This is a genomic window from Enterobacter cloacae complex sp. 372C4 (assembly GCF_050030615.1).
Lineage (GTDB): Bacteria > Pseudomonadota > Gammaproteobacteria > Enterobacterales > Enterobacteriaceae > Enterobacter > Enterobacter intestinihominis.
Genome location: NZ_JBLGUQ010000001.1, coordinates 3,889,903 through 3,908,758, shown reverse-complemented (window position 1 = coordinate 3,908,758; position 18,856 = coordinate 3,889,903). Strand labels below are relative to the sequence as shown.

Genomic DNA, 18,856 nt, shown 5'->3' with positions numbered 1-18,856 from the left:
TTACCCGGCCTACGGTTTAAGCGGTGGTATTTTTGGCTGCGCTTTTTTTCTTTTTGAACGGTTTCTTCGCCCCGCCACCCGGGGCAACCATCCCCCGGAATCGCTTCACTGGCGTGCTGCGCGCCTGATCAATCAGCTGATAAAGCGTCCCCACCAGCGGCTGCATAAAGTCCTGGTAACGGCACTGCTTTTCGCTGATCTGCGTCAGCACCGACTCCCAGTGCGCGGTCATGTCCGGTCTGGCGGCCAGCTCTGGCAAGGAGTGAATCAGTGCCCGGCCCGGCTCTGTCGAATGAATATAGCGCCCTTTTTTCTCGAGAAAACCACGCTTAAACAGCAACTCGATAATCCCCGCGCGGGTTGCTTCCGTACCCAGACCGTCGGTGGCGCGGAGGATCTTCTTCAGATCTTTATCCTGCACAAAACGGGCGATCCCGGTCATGGCCGAAAGCAGCGTCGCATCGGTGAAGTGGCGCGGCGGCTGGGTCTGACGTTCAACCACTTCGCCTTTTTCGCACAGCAGTTCATCGCCTTTGGCTACGACCGGCAGCGGCGTGCCGTCGTTCTCTTCGTCACGCTCTTTGTTGCCGAGCAGCGTGCGCCAGCCCGCTTCCGCGAGGAAACGCGCTTTGGCGATAAATTTGCCTTTGGCAATTTCCAGCTCAATAACGCACTTGCGGAAAACCGCGTCCGGGCAGAACTGCATCAGATACTGACGCGCGATCAGGTTATAGACCTTTGCTTCGTTGTCGGTCAGGTTGACGTTGCTGGTGCGCGCCGTCGGGATTATCGCGTGGTGGGCATCGACTTTTTTATCGTCCCAGCAGCGGTTATGGGTATCCGGGTTTACCGCCGGTTGCGGCAACAGATCCGGCGCATGGACACCAATGGCATTCATCACCGAGTGGCGTCCGGCGAAGTGTTCCTCCGGCAGATAGCGGCTGTCCGAACGCGGATAGGTGATCAGCTTGTGGGTTTCATAGAGCTTCTGGCAGATATCGAGCACGTTCTGCGCGCTCAGGCCAAACTTTTTCGCGGCCTCGATCTGCAACGCCGAAAGGGAGAACGGCAGCGGTGCGGGCTCTGATTCCCGTTTGTCGTTATAGCTGGTAACGATCGCGGGCTGGCCGGTAATGCGGTTAACCACGTGCTCCGCCAGCGGACGATGCAGCAGCCGTCCCTCTTCGTCCTGATATGACTCACAGGCATCGCTCGGCTGCCAGACGGCGGTAAAGCGTTCGTCTTTCGGCGTGACGATATGCGCTTTGACTTCGAAGAAGTCTTTGGCGACGAAATTTTCGATCTCTTCGTCGCGACGCACCACCAGCCCCAGCACCGGGGTTTGAACACGCCCAACAGAGAGTACGCCCTGATAGCCCGCATTGCGTCCCAGGATGGTGTAGGCGCGGGTCATGTTGATCCCGTACAGCCAGTCGGCACGCGCACGCGCCAGCGCGGAGACACACAGGGGAATAAATTCGCTGTTGGCGCGCAGGCGCGAAATCGCGCGCTCCACCGCCTGCGGGTTGAGGTCGTTAATTAAACAGCGCTGCACCTGCTGGCGCTTTTCCGGTGCCAACTCCAGGTAGTCGAGCACTTCGTCGACAAGCAGTTGCCCTTCCCTGTCCGGGTCACCCGCGTGGACCACTTCCGTCGCCTCATGCAGGAAACGCTTAATGACGTTGAGCTGTTTGGTGACGGAAGGACGCGGTTGCAGACGCCACTTTTCCGGCACGATCGGCAGATCGTTGAGGTTCCAGCGGGCGTAGCGGTTGTCGTAGACATCCGGCTGCGCCTGTTCAAGCAGGTGACCGATACACCAGGTGACCACCTGCCCGTTACCGCATTCGATAAAGCCATCACCTTTGCGATGCGGCTTGGGCAGCACGTCGGCGATGGCTCGCGCCAGACTCGGCTTTTCGGCAATAAACAACCGCATCGAATTAACGGATCTCAATCATCGGGCGGCCACCGCGGGCGGTCACCAGCTCGCCAATGGCCGTCAGGGTGATGCCAAACTCGGCCGCCGTTGCCTGAACGTCAGCTTCTGCTTCCGGCGTCACCGCCAGCAGCAGGCCGCCGGAGGTTTGCGGATCGCACAGCAGATTGCGCCACGCTTCCGGCATTTCGCCCATTAAATGGCCGTAGCTGGCGAAGTTGCGCTGCGTCCCGCCCGGAACGGCGCCCTGAGCAATGTACTCTTCCACGCCCGGCAGCTTCGGCACATCCTGATACCAGACCTGCGCCTGCACGCCCGCGCCCTGACAGACTTCAGAGAGGTGTCCCAGCAGACCAAAGCCGGTCACGTCGGTCATGGCCTTCACGCCGTCGATACTGGCGAATGCCGCACCGGCAAGGTTCATCTGGCACATCACTTCCGTTGCCAGACCAATATGCTCGGGCTTCAGCAGGGATTTTTTCTCGGCGGTTGTCAGTACGCCAATGCCCAGCGGCTTGGTGAGGAACAGCTTGCAGCCCGCCTGCGCGGTGCTGTTGCGCTTCACGCGTTCGGTCGGCACCACGCCGGTGACGGCCAGGCCGAAGATCGGCTCCGGCGCATCGATAGAGTGACCACCGGCCAGGGCAATACCCGCCTGCTGGCAGGCAAAGCGTCCGCCTTCGATGACATCGCGGGCAATCTCCGGCGGGAGGGTGTTAATCGGCCAGCCCAGAATGGCGATCGCCATAATCGGCTTACCGCCCATCGCGAAGATATCGCTGATGGCGTTGGTGGCCGCAATGCGTCCGAAGTCGAACGGGTTGTCGACAATTGGCATAAAGAAGTCAGTGGTGCTGATAATGCTGGTGCCGTTACCTAAGTCATAAACCGCTGCATCGTCACGCGTTTCGTTACCGACAAGCAGGTTCGGGTCGACAAACTTCGCCTGTTCACTGTGCAGGATGGTCTCCAGCACTTTCGGGGAAATTTTACAACCGCAACCGGCTCCGTGGCTGTATTGCGTTAAACGAATGGTTTGCTCACTCATGGACGTCTCCTGTCATCTCAATCGCGCTATGGTAGCGCTCATTCCATAAAGAGGTAAGTATGACTGTCTGAATTCTGCGGCGGATGCTCAGAATCCAGACAGTTTAGCGCGTGTAATTAAAAACGGCTGACGAAAGGCGTGGTGTCCGGCACGCTAATGGTGCTGGAGGCTTTAAGCTGCGGGGTGCCGAGATAGAGGAAGCCGACAATTTTATCGTGTTCACCGCAGGAGAAACCTTCCCGCACGGCGGCGCTCCCGGTCAGCGGCCCGGTACGCCAGATGCCGTTAAAGCCCTGCGCGACGGCGGCCATCTGCATTGCCATTACCGCGCAACCGGCAGACATCTCCTGCTCCCAGACCGGCACTTTATGGTCGGCCTGGCATTTTGCGACTACCGCGATGATCATCGGCGCACGGAACGGCGCGTTGCGGGCTTTATCAATCCCCTTCTCATCCTGGCCTGCGGCAACCGCCCCCTGCTCCAGCAGCTGGCTGAAGCGGTCGCGCCCTTCGCCTTCAATAATAAAGAAGTGCCACGGCTGCAATGTGCCATGGTCCGGCGCACGCATTCCGGCACGCAGAATGTTTTCCAGCTGCTCGCCGACGGGGGCCGGGTCGGCCAGGCGGGAAGCGCTACGACGGTTAACAAGCAGTTCAAGTGCGTCCATTGGTTAACTCCTTTCGTGAAATTTACTCACAAAATTAACACGACAGCAGAATTTGTTACAGCGTGGCAGGCGATTCCTGCTGACAAGTGGCGGTTGGGTCATTACGATAACCGCACATTACCGTCCTGTGGCGACGGAAACAGTCCTTTTCTGGTTAGGGAGAATACATGCGAACCCTTTGGCGAATCTTTGCCGGTTTCTTTAAATGGACGTGGCGACTGCTCAACTTCGTCCGCAACCTGGTGATGAATATCTTCTTCATCTTCCTGGTCCTGGTATGCGCAGGTATCTGGATGCATCTCAGCAGCGCCAGCCAGGCGCAGAATTCGACGCGCGGCGCACTACTCCTCGATATCACAGGGGTAATTGTTGATAAGCCATCGACCAGCAATCGTCTGGGCGTGATTGGCCGCCAGCTGTTCGGCGCGACTTCAGACCGCCTGCAGGAAAACTCCCTGTTTGATATCGTCGACACGATCCGTCAGGCCAAAGACGATCGCAACATTACCGGTATCGTGCTGGATCTGAAAGATTTTGCCGGAGCCGATCAGCCTTCGATGCAGTACATCGGGAAAGCGCTGCGGGAATTCCGCGACAGCGGTAAACCGGTCATTGCCGTCGGCGACAGCTACACCCAGGGGCAATATTATCTGGCGAGCTTTGCTAACAAAATCTGGCTCTCTCCGCAGGGCACGGTCGATCTGCATGGCTTCGCCACAAATGGTCTGTACTACAAATCGCTGCTCGACAAGCTGAAGGTCACTACCCACGTCTTCCGCGTCGGGACCTATAAATCTGCCGTGGAGCCGTTTATCCGTGATGATATGTCCCCTGCCGCCCGTGAAGCGGACAGCCGCTGGATTGGCGAGCTGTGGCAGAACTATCTCGGCACCATTGCCGCTAACCGTCAAATGACCGCTGAGCAGGTCTTCCCGGGCGCGCGCGGTGTGCTGGAGGGCCTGCGCAAAGTGGACGGCGATACAGCGAAATACGCGCTTGATAACAAACTGGTCGATCGGCTGGGTTCCAGCGCTGAAATCGAAAAAGCGCTGACCAAACAGTTCGGCTGGAGTAAAGAGGACAAGAACTACAGCGCCATCAGCATGTATGACTACGCCGCGAAAAAGCCGGATGACAGCGGTGACAGCATCGCCGTGGTGTTTGCTAACGGGGCCATTATGGACGGTGAAGAAACGCCGGGGAACGTCGGCGGGGACACCACCGCGTCGCAGATCCGCGATGCGCGTCTGGATCCGAAAGTGAAGGCGATTGTCCTGCGGGTGAACAGCCCTGGCGGCAGTGTCAGCGCCTCCGAGGTGATCCGTGCTGAGCTGGCCGCCGCGCGTGCCGCGGGCAAGCCGGTCGTGGTCTCGATGGGGGGCATGGCGGCTTCAGGGGGGTACTGGATCTCGACGCCAGCCAACTACATTGTGGCTAACCCAAGCACGCTGACCGGCTCGATTGGCATCTTCGGCGTGATCAACACCGTAGAGAACAGCCTGGATTATCTCGGCGTTCATACCGACGGCGTTTCCACCTCGCCGCTGGCGGATGTGTCCGTGACTAAATCTCTGCCGCCTGAGGTGTCCGAGATGATGCAGCTCAGCATTGAGAGTGGCTATAAGCGCTTCATCACGCTGGTGGCGGATTCCCGTAAAAAGACGCCAGACCAGATTGACCAGATCGCGCAGGGCCACGTCTGGACCGGCCAGGATGCGAAGAGCAACGGTCTGGTAGACAGCCTGGGTGACTTCGACGATGCCGTGAAGAAAGCGGCGGAACTGGCGAAGCTCAAGCAGTGGCACGTTGACTATTATCAGGACGAACCGACGTTCTTCGATATGGTCATGGACAGCATGTCCGGCTCCGTCCGCGCCATGCTGCCGGAAGCGCTTCAGGCGTATCTGCCGGCGCCGGTGGCGACGGCGGCTAAAGCCATGAAAGCGGAGAGCGATAAGCTCGCGACTTTCAACGATCCGCAAAGCCGTTACGCGTTTTGCCTGACCTGTGCGAACGTGCGTTAAAAACCGTCCCCTCTTCCCGTTAAGAGGGGATTTTTTCTTTTGAAGAACAAGAACTCATTACCATGCAGAAGAAATCAATATATGTCGCCTATACCGGCGGTACCATCGGTATGCAGCGCTCAGAAAATGGCTATATTCCGGTTTCTGGCCACTTGCAGCGCCAGCTGGCGCTGATGCCTGAATTCCACCGTCCGGAAATGCCGGACTTTACCATCCACGAATATGAGCCGCTGATGGACTCCTCCGACATGACGCCGGAAGACTGGCAGCATATTGCGGACGATATTAAAGCCCATTACGACCAGTACGACGGCTTCGTGATCCTGCACGGCACCGACACCATGGCGTTCACCGCCTCGGCGCTCTCCTTCATGCTGGAGAACCTGGGCAAGCCCGTCATCGTGACCGGTTCGCAGATCCCGCTGGCGGAACTGCGTTCAGACGGGCAGATCAACCTGCTTAACTCCCTGTACGTGGCCGCTAATTACCCGATCAACGAGGTAACGCTGTTCTTCAACAACCGACTGTACCGCGGGAACCGTACCACTAAAGCGCACGCTGACGGCTTTGACGCGTTTGCCTCACCTAACCTGCAACCGCTGCTGGAAGCGGGGATCCATATCCGTCGTCTGGGCACGCCGCCCGCGCCAAATACTGCAGGCGAGCTGATCGTTCACCCGATCACCCCGCAGCCGATTGGCGTGGTGACGATTTATCCGGGTATTTCCGCCGACGTGGTGCGCAACTTCCTACGCCAGCCGGTGAAGGCGCTGATCCTGCGCTCCTATGGTGTGGGTAATGCCCCGCAGAACGGTGAGTTCCTGAAAGAGCTTCAGGAGGCGAGCGATCGCGGGATTGTGGTGGTGAACCTCACTCAGTGTATGTCCGGTAAGGTCAATATGGGCGGCTACGCCACCGGCAACGCCCTGGCGCACGCTGGCGTGATCAGTGGTTTCGATATGACCGTTGAGGCAACGCTGACTAAACTTCACTATTTACTGAGTCAGGATCTGGATATTGATTCCATTCGCCGCGCCATGATGCAAAACCTGCGCGGTGAACTGACGCCGGACGAATAAGGAGTTCCCATGAAGCAACGCGCCCTGTTACTGGTCGATTTGCAAAATGATTTCTGTGCGGGCGGTGCGCTGGCCGTCGCGGAAGGCGACAGCACCGTAGACGTCGCGAATTCGCTGATTGAGTGGTGTAAGGCTCGTGATGAAGCGGTGGTGGCGAGTCAGGACTGGCATCCGGCAAACCACGGCAGCTTTGCCAGCCAGCACAACGTTGAGCCTTACAGCCAGGGCGAACTGGACGGACTGGCGCAAACCTTCTGGCCCGATCACTGCGTGCAGCAGACGGAAGGCGCTGAGCTGCATCCGCTGCTGAACCAGAAAGCCATCGACGCGGTGTTCCACAAAGGTGAAAATCCAACCATCGACAGCTACAGCGCATTCTTCGATAACGGTCACCGCCAGAAGACGGCGCTTGACGCATGGTTACGCCATCATGAGATCACCGAGCTGATTGTGCTGGGCCTGGCGACGGATTACTGCGTGAAGTTCACCGTGCTGGATGCGCTCCAGTTGGGCTATACCGTGAATGTCATTACCGACGGCTGTCGCGGGGTGAATATTCAGCCGCATGACAGCGCCCAGGCGTTTATGGATATGGCCGCAGAAGGCGCAACGCTGTATACGCTGGCTGACTGGATGGAGACGCAGGCGTAAGCTTTTTTAGCCGTGTGGCGGCTTCGCCTTACCCGGCCTACTTTCTCTGGTTTTGTAGGCCGGGTAAGGCGAAGCCGCCACACGGCAAAACCCCCTCCCCGATCTCCCATAAAGTGAACTCCCTCGCATCACAAGCGAAGCGGCGATGGTATTCTCTTCAGGCTGTTTTTTCGCCACGCCTTTTCTGTGGCGTGGTTATTTTTATTCAGTCAAAGAGGAACTTATATGAAACGTTTGCCCTTGCTGGCAGCATTACCCTTGCTTTGCGCGTCACTGGCTTCCGCCGCGCCCCTGATGTCCGTGGGCTACTTCAATGGCGGTGGCGATGTTACCGCCGGACCGGGTGGCGATATCAATAAACTCGATGTCCGTCAGATCACACACCTCAACTACTCGTTTGGTCTGGTCTATAACAACGAGAAAGACGAAACCAACCCTGCACTGAAAGATCCGGCAAAACTGCATCAAATCTGGTTATCACCCAAGGTGGCATCCGACCTGGCGTTACTTCCTCAGCTTCGTAAACAAAACCCGAATTTAAAAGTGCTGCTTTCCGTTGGCGGCTGGGGCGCACGTGGTTTTTCTGGCGCAGCGGCTACCAAAGAGAGCCGCGCGGTGTTTATTCGCTCCGCGCAGCAGATCGTCAGTCAATACGGCCTGGACGGGATCGATCTCGACTGGGAGTTCCCGGTCAACGGCGCGTGGGGACTGGTCGAGAGCACCCCAGCCGACAGGGATAATTTCACCGCGCTGTTAAAAGAGATGCGTGACGCGTTTGGTAAGAAAAAACTGGTCACGATTGCGGTGGGCGCAAATGCAGAAAGTCCGAAAAGCTGGGTGGATGTGAAGGCCATTGCCCCCCTGCTTGATTACATCAACCTGATGACCTACGACATGGCGTACGGGACGCAGTATTTTAACGCGAATCTGTATGACTCCAGCGCCTGGCCAACGGTGGCTGCCGCAGACAAATACAGCGTTGATTTTGTGGTGAATAACTATCTGGCCGCCGGCCTTAAGCCGCAGCAAATGAACCTCGGAATCGGTTTTTACGGTCGTGTACCGAAGCGCGCCGTTGAACCGGGTATCGACTGGAGTAAACCGGACGCGCAAAACAATCCGGTCACCCAGCCCTACTTCGGGCCGCAGGAACTGGGCCTGTTCAAATCGCTTGGCTATGACCTGACCAAAGATACCTACGTGAAATACAACGATATCGTCCGCAAACTGCTAAACGATCCGCAGAAACGCTTTACCGAGCACTGGGACGAACAGGCGAAGGTGCCGTGGCTGTCGGTAAAATCCGCCGACGGGAAGGCGCTGTTTGCGATCTCCTATGAGAACCCGCGTTCCGTGGCGATTAAAGCAGATTACATCAAGGAGAAAGGTCTCGCCGGGGCGATGTTCTGGGAGTATGGCGCGGATGACAACAACCAGTTAGCGAAGCAGCTGGCGGAGTCGCTTGGGATCCCGCACTAAGGTGTAGTGTGCCGGGTGGCGGCTTCGCCTTACCCGGCCTACATGGGAGATTTATTTGAAGGTTGCAATCGGCTTCGGCGTGATACCGAAGTCTTCTTTCAGTTCGCGCTTACTTTTCATCACCATCTGACCGTTAGTGTCGATGGTCATGTGCTGGGCGTTGGTATTGTGACGCGCCTGCCACAGCATCACCAGCTGCAAGCTGTTCTCTTTTTGCTCAGGTGTGAGCGCCACACCGTCCGGCCATTTTCCCAGCTCAACGGCCGTCACCAGGCGCTGATAAACCTCCGGGGTCATGCCAGCAATCATGTCATTAATATTCACGATCTCTCCCTTTCAAAGGAATAATTTGCTGAATCGTTTTTTCAACCCTTGGTCTGGTCGCCGTTTTCGTCATCGGTAAAGCTCATCGAAGCCGAATTTACGCAGAAACGCTCCCCCGTCGGCTGCGGGCCATCCGGGAAGACATGCCCGAGATGGGCGTCGCAATTCCCACAACGAATTTCGGTGCGCACCATGCCGTGCGAGGAGTCCGTCAGATAGCGGATCGCATCATCGCTGACAGGCTCGTAAAAGCTTGGCCAGCCGCAGCCAGAATCGTACTTAGTCTGGGAGTTAAACAGCGGTGCATCACACACCAGGCAGTGGTAGACGCCTTCCCGTTTATTGTGCAGCAAACGCCCGGTAAACGGCGGTTCCGTGCCGTGATTTTGCGTTACGTAAAACTGCATCTCTGTAAGGTTTTTTTTCAAATCGTCGGGGTTATGTTGGTTCGACATATGCTTACATCTCGCTGTTGAAACAGACATCTTTTAACCCAGATTCTAACAAAACATTAACACCCGCGCGTGCACTTTTGATCTAAACTTATGTGTCGCGAAAAGGCGGTCAGGCAATTGTGATCAATTTCACATTTTAATCCTGCGAGGCCTTTAAAATTCCGGGCGCAGCCCCCATGTGGTTGCTAGCTCAAAGGGAAAGTGAGGCGAGTCAGTCGCACAAACGTTAGTCACAGGATTGATTTGTCGCAATGATTGACACGATTCCGCTTGACGCTGCGTAAGGTTTTTGTAATTTTACAGGCAACCTTTTATTCACTAACAAATAGCTGGTGGAATATATGACTATCAAAGTAGGTATCAACGGTTTTGGCCGTATCGGCCGTATTGTTTTCCGTGCTGCTCAGAAACGTTCTGACATCGAAATCGTTGGTATCAACGATCTCCTGGACGCTGAATACATGGCGTACATGCTGAAGTACGACTCAACTCACGGTCGTTTCGACGGCACCGTTGAAGTGAAAGACGGCCACCTGGTTGTTAACGGCAAAACCATCCGCGTTACTGCTGAGAAAGACCCAGCTAACCTGAAATGGAACGAAATCGGTGTTGACGTTGTAGCTGAAGCTACCGGTATCTTCCTGACCGACGAAACTGCACGTAAACACATCACTGCGGGTGCGAAGAAAGTTGTTCTGACTGGTCCTTCCAAAGACAACACCCCAATGTTCGTTCGCGGTGCAAACTTCGAAACTTACGCTGGCCAGGACATCGTTTCCAACGCATCCTGCACCACCAACTGCCTGGCACCGCTGGCTAAAGTTATCAACGACAACTTCGGCATCATCGAAGGTCTGATGACTACCGTTCACGCTACCACCGCTACTCAGAAAACCGTTGATGGCCCGTCTCACAAAGACTGGCGCGGCGGCCGTGGCGCGGCTCAGAACATCATCCCATCTTCTACCGGTGCTGCTAAAGCAGTAGGTAAAGTACTGCCAGAACTGAATGGCAAACTGACTGGTATGGCGTTCCGCGTTCCAACTCCTAACGTATCCGTTGTTGACCTGACCGTTCGTCTGGAAAAAGCTGCTTCTTACGAAGAAATTAAGAAAGCAATCAAAGCTGCTTCCGAAGGCCCAATGAAAGGCGTTCTGGGTTACACCGAAGACGACGTTGTATCTACCGATTTCAACGGCGAAGTGTGCACTTCCGTGTTCGATGCTAAAGCAGGTATCGCACTGAACGACAACTTCGTGAAACTGGTTTCCTGGTACGACAACGAAACTGGCTACTCTAACAAAGTACTGGACCTGATCGCTCACATCTCCAAATAAGTTGAGATGAGTGCTTGATCCTAAAAGGCGACTTCGGTCGCCTTTTTTATTGTTTTTAGACAGAGGATTGCTTAATGATTAATAAAATTTTTGCACTTCCGGTAGTCGAACAACTTACCCCTGTGCTCTCCCACCGTCAGATTGACGGCGCCGATATCATCGTCGTCGATCATCCGCGCGTTAAAGCCTCCGTAGCGCTCAATGGCGCCCACCTGCTCTCCTGGAAACCAGAAGGCGAAGAAGAAGGCCTGTGGCTGAGCGAGGCCACCTCGTTCAAAAAAGGGGCGGCGATCCGTGGCGGCGTACCGATCTGCTGGCCATGGTTTGGTCCGTCAGCGCAGCAGGGATTGCCGTCTCACGGTTTCGCCCGTAACCAGCAGTGGACGCTGAAAGCCCACAACGAAGATGATAACGGCGCGGTGTTGACCTTTGAACTTCAGGCAAATGATGAAACGCGCGCCCTGTGGCCACATGAATTCACCCTCTATGCCCGCTTCAAGCTGGGTAAAACCTGCGAGATTGAACTGGAAGCGCACGGCGAATTCGAAACAACGTCCGCCCTGCACACCTATTTCAACGTAGGCGACATTCAGGCCGTTAAGGTGAGCGGACTTGGCGATACCTTTATCGACAAAGTGGACAACGCGAAAGAAGGCAGGCTGGACGACGGCGTTCAGAGCTTCCCGGACCGTACCGACCGCGTGTATCTGCACCCGGAAGCCTGTAGCGTCATCCACGACAGCGCGTTGAACCGCGGCATTGACGTGGTTCACCACCACCATAGCAACGTGGTGGGCTGGAACCCGGGCCCTGCCCTTTCCGTCAGCATGGCAGATATCCCTGATGACGGTTACAAGACCTTCGTGTGTGTGGAAACCGCGTGCGTGACCGCCCCGCAGAAAACCAGCGAAGAAAAACCGTCCCGCTTAGGCCAAACGATCAAGATTGTGAAGCGCTAATATTTATCAGGCACCATAAAAAACAAACGGGGCGCAAGCGCCCCGTTTTAATACATCACGTTCTGGTCAGAACTTGTAGGTCACACCCACGGAGAAGATGCCGGACCAGGACTTGTCGACCATCGGACTGTCCTTCACTTCGTCGCTCAGACGGGTATAACGGCCAGTACCGTACACGTTCCAGTCACCGAGGAAGTTATACGAGGCGGTGAGTTCCAGGTACGGATCCCAGCCATCATCAGCGCTGTAGCTCTTCAGACCACTGCGGCGAGACTCAGCCTTAGACACGCCATAGTAGTAGTCATTGTAATTCTCGCTGCTGTACTGCACACCGATACCCGGCGTCAGGGTCACCGCGCCGTTGGTATAGCGATAAAGCCACGCCAGATCCCAGATGAAGCCATTGCTGTTGTCCAGGGTATCGCCCGCCAGCGCCGTGCGCAGGAAGCCATACTCGGTATTATGGACGTAAGAAAGCCCGGCCATCAGTGAGCTTCTGCGCTTGTCCAGCTGACGAAGCGCATTGCTGTCGCTGTCGCCTGGTTTAAAGTACGTTGGGTCGTAATAGGCCATGATGGAGAGCTTATCGGCCGTATCGTTCCACAGATAGTAGCCGCCGCCCAATCCACGGAACCAGAAGTTATCGCCTTCATAGGTGACAACGGGGACAGGATAAACGTCGCGGTCATACTGCTTGTACGGGCTGTTGATCACGCCAGCACCCGCGCCAACAGTCCACTGGCTCTCAGCCTGTACGGTGCTCGCTGCGGTAGCGGCAAGGATGCCCAATGCCAGAAGTTTGAGTTTGGTCACAATCCATTCTTTCCTGTAGTCAAATAATCAGCGGGTGAAGTGTAACCGCCATTCCCGTACATCCCAAAATTTTTTGCGCGCGAATCCATTTGATTAACCCGTTATTTTTCATTTTTCAGATGACATCCCGCTTTCATTTATGTGACCGATAAATGAAAAACCCCCTTTTCGCTTATAACCGCAGTGGAAATTTTTGGATGAGTTATTGATATGTCATTGAAAGTAGATTTTATCCGTATGCAAGTTTTGCAATTGCCATCTACGCTTTAATTTAAGAAGAGGTTTTGCTGAACACCCTGCGGTTCATAGCCTTCGACCTGGCACACAGGTTGCTGCTCTGGCAGTGAGGTGCGAAAGATTCTCTTCCGGGAGCCTCCACTACTCATACGAACGGCTCTTATCCTGTGCTAAAAAACGAAAGGACGGCATGCCATGAATATATTCGATCACTATCGCCAGCGCTACGAAGCTGCCAAGGACGAAGAGTTCACACTGCAGGAGTTTCTTACCATTTGTCGGCAAGATCGCAGTGCCTATGCCAATGCGGCAGAACGGCTATTGATGGCTATCGGTGAGCCAAACATGGTTGATACTGCCCTGGAGCCACGGCTTTCCCGTCTTTTTTCGAATCGGGTAGTCGCCCGATACCCGGCGTTTGAAGAGTTCTATGGTATGGAAGATGCCATTGAGCAGATCGTCTCCTACCTGAAGCATGCCGCTCAGGGGCTGGAAGAGAAGAAACAGATCCTTTACCTGCTGGGTCCCGTCGGCGGGGGTAAATCCTCCCTGGCTGAACGGCTGAAAGCGCTGATGCAGCGCGTGCCGATCTATGTGCTGAGCGCCAACGGCGAGCGCAGCCCGGTCAATGACCATCCGCTGTGCCTGTTTAATCCGCAAGAGGATGCGCAAATTCTGGAAAAAGAGTTTGGCATTCCGCATCGCTATCTCGGTACGATCATGTCGCCGTGGGCGGCAAAACGCCTGCACGAGTTTGGTGGGGACATCACCAAATTCCGCGTCGTGAAAGTGTGGCCGTCTATCCTCGAGCAGATCGCCATTGCTAAAACTGAACCCGGTGACGAGAACAACCAGGACATCTCGGCGCTGGTGGGTAAAGTCGATATCCGTAAGCTGGAACATCACGCGCAAAACGACCCGGATGCCTACGGCTATTCCGGTGCGCTGTGCCGCGCCAACCAGGGGATTATGGAATTTGTCGAGATGTTTAAAGCACCGATCAAAGTGCTGCATCCGCTGCTGACCGCCACCCAGGAGGGGAACTACAACGGGACGGAAGGTATTTCCGCCCTGCCGTTTAACGGGATTATCCTCGCCCACTCGAACGAATCTGAATGGGTGACCTTCCGTAACAACAAAAACAATGAGGCGTTCCTTGACCGTGTGTACATCGTCAAAGTGCCTTATTGCCTGCGGATCTCCGAGGAGATCAAGATTTACGAAAAACTGCTCAACCACAGTGAGCTGGTCCATGCCCCTTGCGCACCGGGAACGCTGGAAACGCTGTCACGCTTCTCGATCCTGTCGCGCCTGAAAGAGCCGGAAAACTCCAGCATTTACTCCAAAATGCGCGTGTATGACGGCGAAAGCCTGAAGGATACCGACCCGAAAGCCAAATCGTACCAGGAATACCGCGATTACGCCGGGGTCGACGAAGGGATGAACGGTTTGTCGACGCGTTTCGCGTTTAAGATCCTCTCCCGCGTCTTTAACTTCGACCACGCGGAGGTGGCCGCCAACCCGGTTCATCTGTTCTACGTGCTGGAACAGCAAATTGAACGTGAACAGTTCCCACAGGAGCAGGCTGAACGCTACCTGGAGTTCCTGAAAGGCTACCTGATCCCGAAATACGCCGAGTTTATCGGCAAAGAGATCCAGACCGCCTACCTGGAATCCTATTCCGAATACGGCCAGAACATTTTCGATCGGTACGTCACCTACGCTGACTTCTGGATCCAGGATCAGGAGTACCGCGACCCGGATACCGGCCAGCTGTTTGACCGTGAATCCCTGAACGCAGAGCTGGAAAAAATTGAGAAACCGGCCGGGATCAGCAACCCGAAAGACTTCCGAAACGAGATTGTGAACTTCGTGCTGCGCGCCAGAGCGCATAACAACGGCCGCAATCCAAACTGGACCAGCTACGAAAAACTGCGCACGGTTATAGAGAAGAAAATGTTCTCTAACACGGAAGAGCTGTTGCCGGTTATCTCGTTCAACGCCAAAACCTCAACCGACGAGCAGAAAAAGCACGACGATTTTGTCGACCGTATGATGGAAAAAGGCTATACGCGCAAACAGGTCCGCCTGCTTTGTGAATGGTATCTGCGCGTGCGTAAATCGTCTTAAAACAAGTGCCCGGTAACGCGCTTACCGGGCCAACAAAATGTCCGGCACTTACGGACGCTGCAAGTTGGCAAATGCAGTACGGGGGATATATGACCTGGTTTATTGACCGGCGTCTTAACGGCAAAAACAAGAGCACGGTGAATCGCCAGCGCTTCTTGCGCCGTTATAAAGCGCAAATTAAACAGTCGATCTCCGAGGCCATCAACAAACGCTCGGTGACCGACGTCGACAGCGGCGAATCCGTCTCCATTCCCAACGATGACATCAGCGAACCGATGTTTCATCAGGGGCGTGGCGGTCTTCGCCATCGCGTGCACCCAGGTAATGACCACTTCGTCCAGAATGACAGAATCGAGCGGCCACAAGGCGGAGGCGGCGGTTCTGGCAGCGGTCAGGGACAAGCCAGCCAGGACGGTGAAGGCCAGGATGAGTTCGTCTTTCAGATTTCAAAAGACGAATATCTCGACCTGCTGTTTGAGGATCTGGCCCTGCCGAATCTGAGAAAGAATCAGCACCGTCAGCTCAACGAATACAAAACCCATCGTGCGGGCTATACCGCAAACGGGGTGCCCGCCAACATCAGCGTAGTGCGTTCACTGCAAAACTCGCTGGCGCGACGCACGGCGATGACGGCAGGCAAACGGCGCGAACTGCGCGAGCTGGAAACCAGCCTGAAAGTGGTGGAAAACACCGAACCGGCGCAACTACTGGAAGAGGAGCGCCTGCGAAAAGAGATCGCCGAACTGCGGGCGAAGATCGACCGGGTACCGTTTATCGACACGTTCGACCTGCGCTACAAGAACTACGAAAAACGTCCGGAGCCTTCCAGCCAGGCGGTGATGTTCTGCCTGATGGACGTGTCAGGTTCAATGGATCAGGCCACCAAGGATATGGCTAAGCGTTTTTATATTCTGCTCTATCTGTTCCTGAGCAGAACGTATAAGAACGTGGAGGTGGTCTACATCCGCCATCACACTCAGGCGAAAGAGGTGGATGAGCATGAGTTTTTCTACTCGCAGGAGACCGGTGGCACCATCGTGTCGAGTGCCCTGAAGCTGATGGATGAGGTGGTAAAGGAGCGTTACGACCCGGAGCAGTGGAACATCTACGCCGCACAGGCATCGGATGGCGATAACTGGGCGGATGACTCGCCCCTGTGTCATGAAATTCTGGCGAAGAAGATCCTGCCGGTGGTGCGCTACTACAGTTACATTGAAATTACCCGTCGCGCCCACCAGACGCTGTGGCGAGAGTATGAGCATCTGCAAGCGATGTTCGATAACTTTGCGATGCAGCACATTCGTGACCAGGATGACATCTATCCGGTCTTCCGGGAACTGTTCCAGAAACAGTCTTCCACCAGCAACGCATGAATCAACAGCCAGCGCTCCCGCTGGCTGTTTTCTTTCAGCCCTCTCCCTCCCGTGCTAATGTAGCAAGCTACGTATTGGCTAATCACAGGTGAAATCGTTATGTCTGATGACGTGATCGGGACGACAACCCATCAGCAGCTAATCAGCTTATTAACCGAGCAGGAGGCGCACTTTCGTGTGGTGGCGCATGAGGCCGTAGGGAAATGCGAAGCGGTCAGTGAAATTCGCGGGACCGATCTCCGCCAGGGAGCAAAAGCGCTGGTCTGTAAGGTAAAAGGCAACGGCGTTAAGAAACATATTCTGGCAATCCTCGCCGCCGATCGGCAGGCCGATCTGAGCCTGCTGGCCAGCCATTTCGGAGGGCTTAAGGCATCTCTCGCCAGTCCGGCCGAAGTGGATGCGCTTACCGGCTGCGTTTTCGGCGCCATTCCCCCCTTCAGCTTTCACCCGGATCTGACGCTGGTCGCCGATCCGTTGCTGTTTGAGCGCTTTGACGAGATCGCCTTTAACGCCGGTCTGCTGGAAAAATCGGTGATTATGGATACCCAGGACTATCTGCGTATCGCCCGTCCTGAACTGGTGTCGTTCCGTAAACAATAAATACAGAGGCTGGCTAACGGTCAGCCGTTTTCCAGCAGCAGCACGGAAGCAATCAAAATAATCGCGATGATAAAAAACGATGAGGAGATAATCAGCGTTTCGACAAACATAGGATCGTTCATGATGCCCTCTGCCTTGCCCATTTCCTTTTTTTTTACTCCCGCATAATGACAGTTAAATGACAATGACGCGTCCGCGAAATGACAATTTTTCGCTGAAACGATTCGCTGTTAACTCCCCTCCCCCGTATAAAGTCACTGTTTAAATACTTTATTTGTTACCGGTATCACGAAAAGAAATTTACGTAACCCCGATGCCAGATCTCGCAATTGTTAACCTTTTCATGATGGTTAACCTTGTTTACGGAGCACCTCATAAATAAACCTTACACTGGCAAGGTGAATACAATGACCGAGATAATTACCCGTAAAGAAAAAATCAGTTATGGGTTAGGCGATATGGCGAGCCATATTGGGCTGGATAACGTCATTATTTTTCTGACGTTTTACTATACGGACGTGGTGGGGTTACCTGCCGCATTCGTGGGCACTATGTTTCTTCTGGCGAGAACCGCCGATGCCATAATTGATCCGGCGATGGGCTATATCGCAGACAGGACGCGTACCCGCTGGGGAAAATTCCGCCCCTGGATGCTGTGGCTGGCGCTGCCCTTTGGCGCAAGCTGTCTGCTGACCTACGCCGTGCCGGCGTCGCTCGACCTGCACGGTAAAATGATTTTCGCCACCGTCAGCTATACCCTGATGATGCTGATGTATACCGCAATCAATATTCCCTATTGCTCCATGGGCGCGGTAATTACGCCCGACAACGATGCGCGAATTTCCCTTCAGTCTTATCGCTTTTTCCTTGCCACGCTGGGTGGCGCGTTGTCGACATTCTTTATGATGCCGCTGGCAGAGTTTTTAGGCGGCGACGATAAATTACTGGGCTACCGCTGGGCGATGGCCATTATGGCGACCGTCGCGGTCATCATGTTCTGGATCTGCTTCGCGAATACGCGTGAACGTATTAAGGCTCCCGCCACCCACAATAATTATCTTGCGGAACTACGGGATTTATTACGAAACGACCAATGGCGAGTTGTCGCCGTCCTGGTATTAACCAATATTGGTTTTGGCGTTATTCGCCTTGGCGCAATGATGTATTTCGTCACTTATTATCTCGGTAGCGCAAGCTATTTTATGTGGATGCTCGGGGCGCATATTCTCGGGAAAGCCGCAGGCAGCGCGCTGGCCAAACGTCTGACGCAGAACGTCAGCAAAGTGCAGATGTTTGGATATTGTTCCGTACTGGCGGGGGTACTCAGCATCGCCCTGTTCTTTGCGCCTAAGTCGGTGCTTATTCTGGTGCCCATGACGTTTATCGTCTCCACCCTTTATCAGGCCACCACCACGCTAATGTGGGTGATGATGGCGGATGTCGCCGATTACGGCGAATGGAAACAGGGCAAACGCATGGACGGCGTGATCTTCTCCACCTTCCTCGCCGTACTCAAGCTGGGGATGGCGATCAGCGGCGCGATTGTTGGCTGGACGCTGGGCTTAAGCGGCTATGTTGCCAATGCCCCGGAACAAACTACCACGGCCATGTACTGCATCATCGCCCTCTTCACCGTCGTACCTGGCATCTTGTCGCTCTGCGCGTTTGCCACGCTGCGCTGGTACAAGCTCGACGACAGCACAATGCAATCCATCCATCTCGCCAAACACCCTGTTTAGA

Annotated in this window: 17 protein-coding genes; 10 read left to right on the top strand and 7 right to left on the bottom strand. The window is 55.0% G+C overall.

The features are described 5' to 3' along the window. Window positions 1-16: 16 nt before the first annotated feature. The 3 genes from ACQG11_RS18995 to ACQG11_RS18985 all read right to left on the bottom strand — a co-directional run bounded on the left by ACQG11_RS18995 (window position 17) and on the right by ACQG11_RS18985 (window position 3,655). The gene (locus ACQG11_RS18995; RefSeq protein WP_063854042.1) at window positions 17-1,939 is read right to left on the bottom strand and encodes a DNA topoisomerase III; all 1,923 of its coding nucleotides are present in this window, start codon (window positions 1,937-1,939) and stop codon (window positions 17-19) included. A 4-nt stretch (window positions 1,940-1,943) separates the two neighbouring features. Beyond that, complete coding sequence (gene selD, locus ACQG11_RS18990) at window positions 1,944-2,987, bottom strand: selenide, water dikinase SelD (RefSeq protein ID WP_022647796.1); 1,044 nt, start codon at window positions 2,985-2,987, stop codon at window positions 1,944-1,946. Window positions 2,988-3,103: 116 nt separating this feature from the next. Then, window positions 3,104-3,655 carry an NAD(P)H nitroreductase gene (locus tag ACQG11_RS18985; protein WP_022647795.1) on the bottom strand — a complete coding sequence of 184 codons (552 nt, stop codon included), beginning with the start codon at window positions 3,653-3,655 and terminating at the stop codon, window positions 3,104-3,106. Window positions 3,656-3,822: 167 nt separating this feature from the next. On the opposite strand from ACQG11_RS18985, the gene sppA reads away from it, so the two are divergent. The 4 genes from sppA (at window position 3,823) to ACQG11_RS18965 (ending at window position 8,888) form a co-directional block, all read left to right on the top strand. After that, a complete protein-coding gene (gene sppA / locus ACQG11_RS18980) occupies window positions 3,823-5,679 on the top strand; it encodes a signal peptide peptidase SppA (protein ID WP_023299888.1) in 1,857 nt (618 codons plus the stop codon). A 62-nt stretch (window positions 5,680-5,741) separates the two neighbouring features. Continuing rightward, window positions 5,742-6,758, top strand: a complete 1,017-nt coding sequence (ansA, locus tag ACQG11_RS18975) for an asparaginase (protein ID WP_023305945.1) — start codon at window positions 5,742-5,744, stop codon at window positions 6,756-6,758. A gap of 9 nt (window positions 6,759-6,767) precedes the next feature. Then, a complete protein-coding gene (gene pncA, locus ACQG11_RS18970) occupies window positions 6,768-7,409 on the top strand; it encodes a bifunctional nicotinamidase/pyrazinamidase (RefSeq protein ID WP_023305944.1) in 642 nt (213 codons plus the stop codon). 225 nt (window positions 7,410-7,634) lie between these two features. Next, the gene (locus ACQG11_RS18965; protein WP_022647792.1) at window positions 7,635-8,888 is read left to right on the top strand and encodes a glycoside hydrolase family 18 protein; all 1,254 of its coding nucleotides are present in this window, start codon (window positions 7,635-7,637) and stop codon (window positions 8,886-8,888) included. Window positions 8,889-8,939: 51 nt separating this feature from the next. On the opposite strand, the gene ACQG11_RS18960 is transcribed toward ACQG11_RS18965, so the two are convergent. Together ACQG11_RS18960 and msrB are read right to left on the bottom strand one after the other, a co-directional pair. Continuing rightward, window positions 8,940-9,212, bottom strand: a complete 273-nt coding sequence (locus ACQG11_RS18960; RefSeq protein WP_058647223.1) for a YeaC family protein — start codon at window positions 9,210-9,212, stop codon at window positions 8,940-8,942. 41 nt (window positions 9,213-9,253) lie between these two features. Further along, a complete protein-coding gene (gene msrB, locus ACQG11_RS18955; protein ID WP_022647790.1) occupies window positions 9,254-9,667 on the bottom strand; it encodes a peptide-methionine (R)-S-oxide reductase MsrB in 414 nt (137 codons plus the stop codon). Window positions 9,668-10,008: 341 nt separating this feature from the next. Between msrB and gapA the strand changes: the two genes are divergently transcribed. After that, window positions 10,009-11,004 (top strand): glyceraldehyde-3-phosphate dehydrogenase, encoded by a 996-nt coding sequence (gapA, locus tag ACQG11_RS18950; RefSeq protein WP_006809136.1) that lies wholly within the window; start codon window positions 10,009-10,011, stop codon window positions 11,002-11,004. A 74-nt stretch (window positions 11,005-11,078) separates the two neighbouring features. Then, window positions 11,079-11,963 (top strand): D-hexose-6-phosphate mutarotase, encoded by an 885-nt coding sequence (locus ACQG11_RS18945; RefSeq protein ID WP_426728663.1) that lies wholly within the window; start codon window positions 11,079-11,081, stop codon window positions 11,961-11,963. Window positions 11,964-12,029: 66 nt separating this feature from the next. Here ACQG11_RS18945 and ACQG11_RS18940 read toward each other — a convergent pair whose 3' ends face one another. Next, on the bottom strand, window positions 12,030-12,776 hold the full coding sequence (locus tag ACQG11_RS18940) for a MipA/OmpV family protein (RefSeq protein ID WP_032676322.1): 747 nt from the start codon (window positions 12,774-12,776) through the stop codon (window positions 12,030-12,032). A gap of 432 nt (window positions 12,777-13,208) precedes the next feature. Between ACQG11_RS18940 and yeaG the strand changes: the two genes are divergently transcribed. From yeaG to ACQG11_RS18925, 3 genes are all read left to right on the top strand, one after another. After that, window positions 13,209-15,143 carry a protein kinase YeaG gene (gene yeaG / locus ACQG11_RS18935; protein WP_006809140.1) on the top strand — a complete coding sequence of 645 codons (1,935 nt, stop codon included), beginning with the start codon at window positions 13,209-13,211 and terminating at the stop codon, window positions 15,141-15,143. 89 nt (window positions 15,144-15,232) lie between these two features. Further along, a complete protein-coding gene (locus tag ACQG11_RS18930) occupies window positions 15,233-16,516 on the top strand; it encodes a YeaH/YhbH family protein (RefSeq protein ID WP_426728662.1) in 1,284 nt (427 codons plus the stop codon). Between the two features lie 99 nt (window positions 16,517-16,615). Continuing rightward, window positions 16,616-17,116: a YbaK/prolyl-tRNA synthetase associated domain-containing protein gene (locus ACQG11_RS18925; RefSeq protein WP_022647787.1), complete on the top strand. Its 501-nt coding sequence runs from the start codon at window positions 16,616-16,618 to the stop codon at window positions 17,114-17,116. Between the two features lie 20 nt (window positions 17,117-17,136). On the opposite strand, the gene yoaI is transcribed toward ACQG11_RS18925, so the two are convergent. Then, entirely contained in the window at window positions 17,137-17,238 is a 102-nt protein-coding gene (gene yoaI, locus ACQG11_RS18920; RefSeq protein ID WP_017384693.1) for a small membrane protein YoaI, read from the bottom strand. A 285-nt stretch (window positions 17,239-17,523) separates the two neighbouring features. On the opposite strand from yoaI, the gene ACQG11_RS18915 reads away from it, so the two are divergent. Further along, complete coding sequence (locus tag ACQG11_RS18915) at window positions 17,524-18,855, top strand: glycoside-pentoside-hexuronide (GPH):cation symporter (protein ID WP_023305891.1); 1,332 nt, start codon at window positions 17,524-17,526, stop codon at window positions 18,853-18,855. The last annotated feature ends 1 nt before the right edge of the window (window position 18,856 follow it).

Bases quoted from the DNA above. Each gene is read 5' to 3' on its own strand.
- ACQG11_RS18995 (WP_063854042.1), bottom strand. From the start codon at position 1,939: ATGCGGTTGTTTATTGCCGAAAAGCCGAGTCTGGCGCGAGCCATCGCC.
- selD (WP_022647796.1), bottom strand. From the start codon at position 2,987: ATGAGTGAGCAAACCATTCGTTTAACGCAATACAGCCACGGAGCCGGT.
- ACQG11_RS18985 (WP_022647795.1), bottom strand. From the start codon at position 3,655: ATGGACGCACTTGAACTGCTTGTTAACCGTCGTAGCGCTTCCCGCCTG.
- sppA (WP_023299888.1), top strand. From the start codon at position 3,823: ATGCGAACCCTTTGGCGAATCTTTGCCGGTTTCTTTAAATGGACGTGG.
- ansA (WP_023305945.1), top strand. From the start codon at position 5,742: ATGCAGAAGAAATCAATATATGTCGCCTATACCGGCGGTACCATCGGT.
- pncA (WP_023305944.1), top strand. From the start codon at position 6,768: ATGAAGCAACGCGCCCTGTTACTGGTCGATTTGCAAAATGATTTCTGT.
- ACQG11_RS18965 (WP_022647792.1), top strand. From the start codon at position 7,635: ATGAAACGTTTGCCCTTGCTGGCAGCATTACCCTTGCTTTGCGCGTCA.
- msrB (WP_022647790.1), bottom strand. From the start codon at position 9,667: ATGTCGAACCAACATAACCCCGACGATTTGAAAAAAAACCTTACAGAG.
- gapA (WP_006809136.1), top strand. From the start codon at position 10,009: ATGACTATCAAAGTAGGTATCAACGGTTTTGGCCGTATCGGCCGTATT.
- ACQG11_RS18945 (WP_426728663.1), top strand. From the start codon at position 11,079: ATGATTAATAAAATTTTTGCACTTCCGGTAGTCGAACAACTTACCCCT.
- yeaG (WP_006809140.1), top strand. From the start codon at position 13,209: ATGAATATATTCGATCACTATCGCCAGCGCTACGAAGCTGCCAAGGAC.
- ACQG11_RS18930 (WP_426728662.1), top strand. From the start codon at position 15,233: ATGACCTGGTTTATTGACCGGCGTCTTAACGGCAAAAACAAGAGCACG.
- ACQG11_RS18925 (WP_022647787.1), top strand. From the start codon at position 16,616: ATGTCTGATGACGTGATCGGGACGACAACCCATCAGCAGCTAATCAGC.
- yoaI (WP_017384693.1), bottom strand. From the start codon at position 17,238: ATGAACGATCCTATGTTTGTCGAAACGCTGATTATCTCCTCATCGTTT.
- ACQG11_RS18915 (WP_023305891.1), top strand. From the start codon at position 17,524: ATGACCGAGATAATTACCCGTAAAGAAAAAATCAGTTATGGGTTAGGC.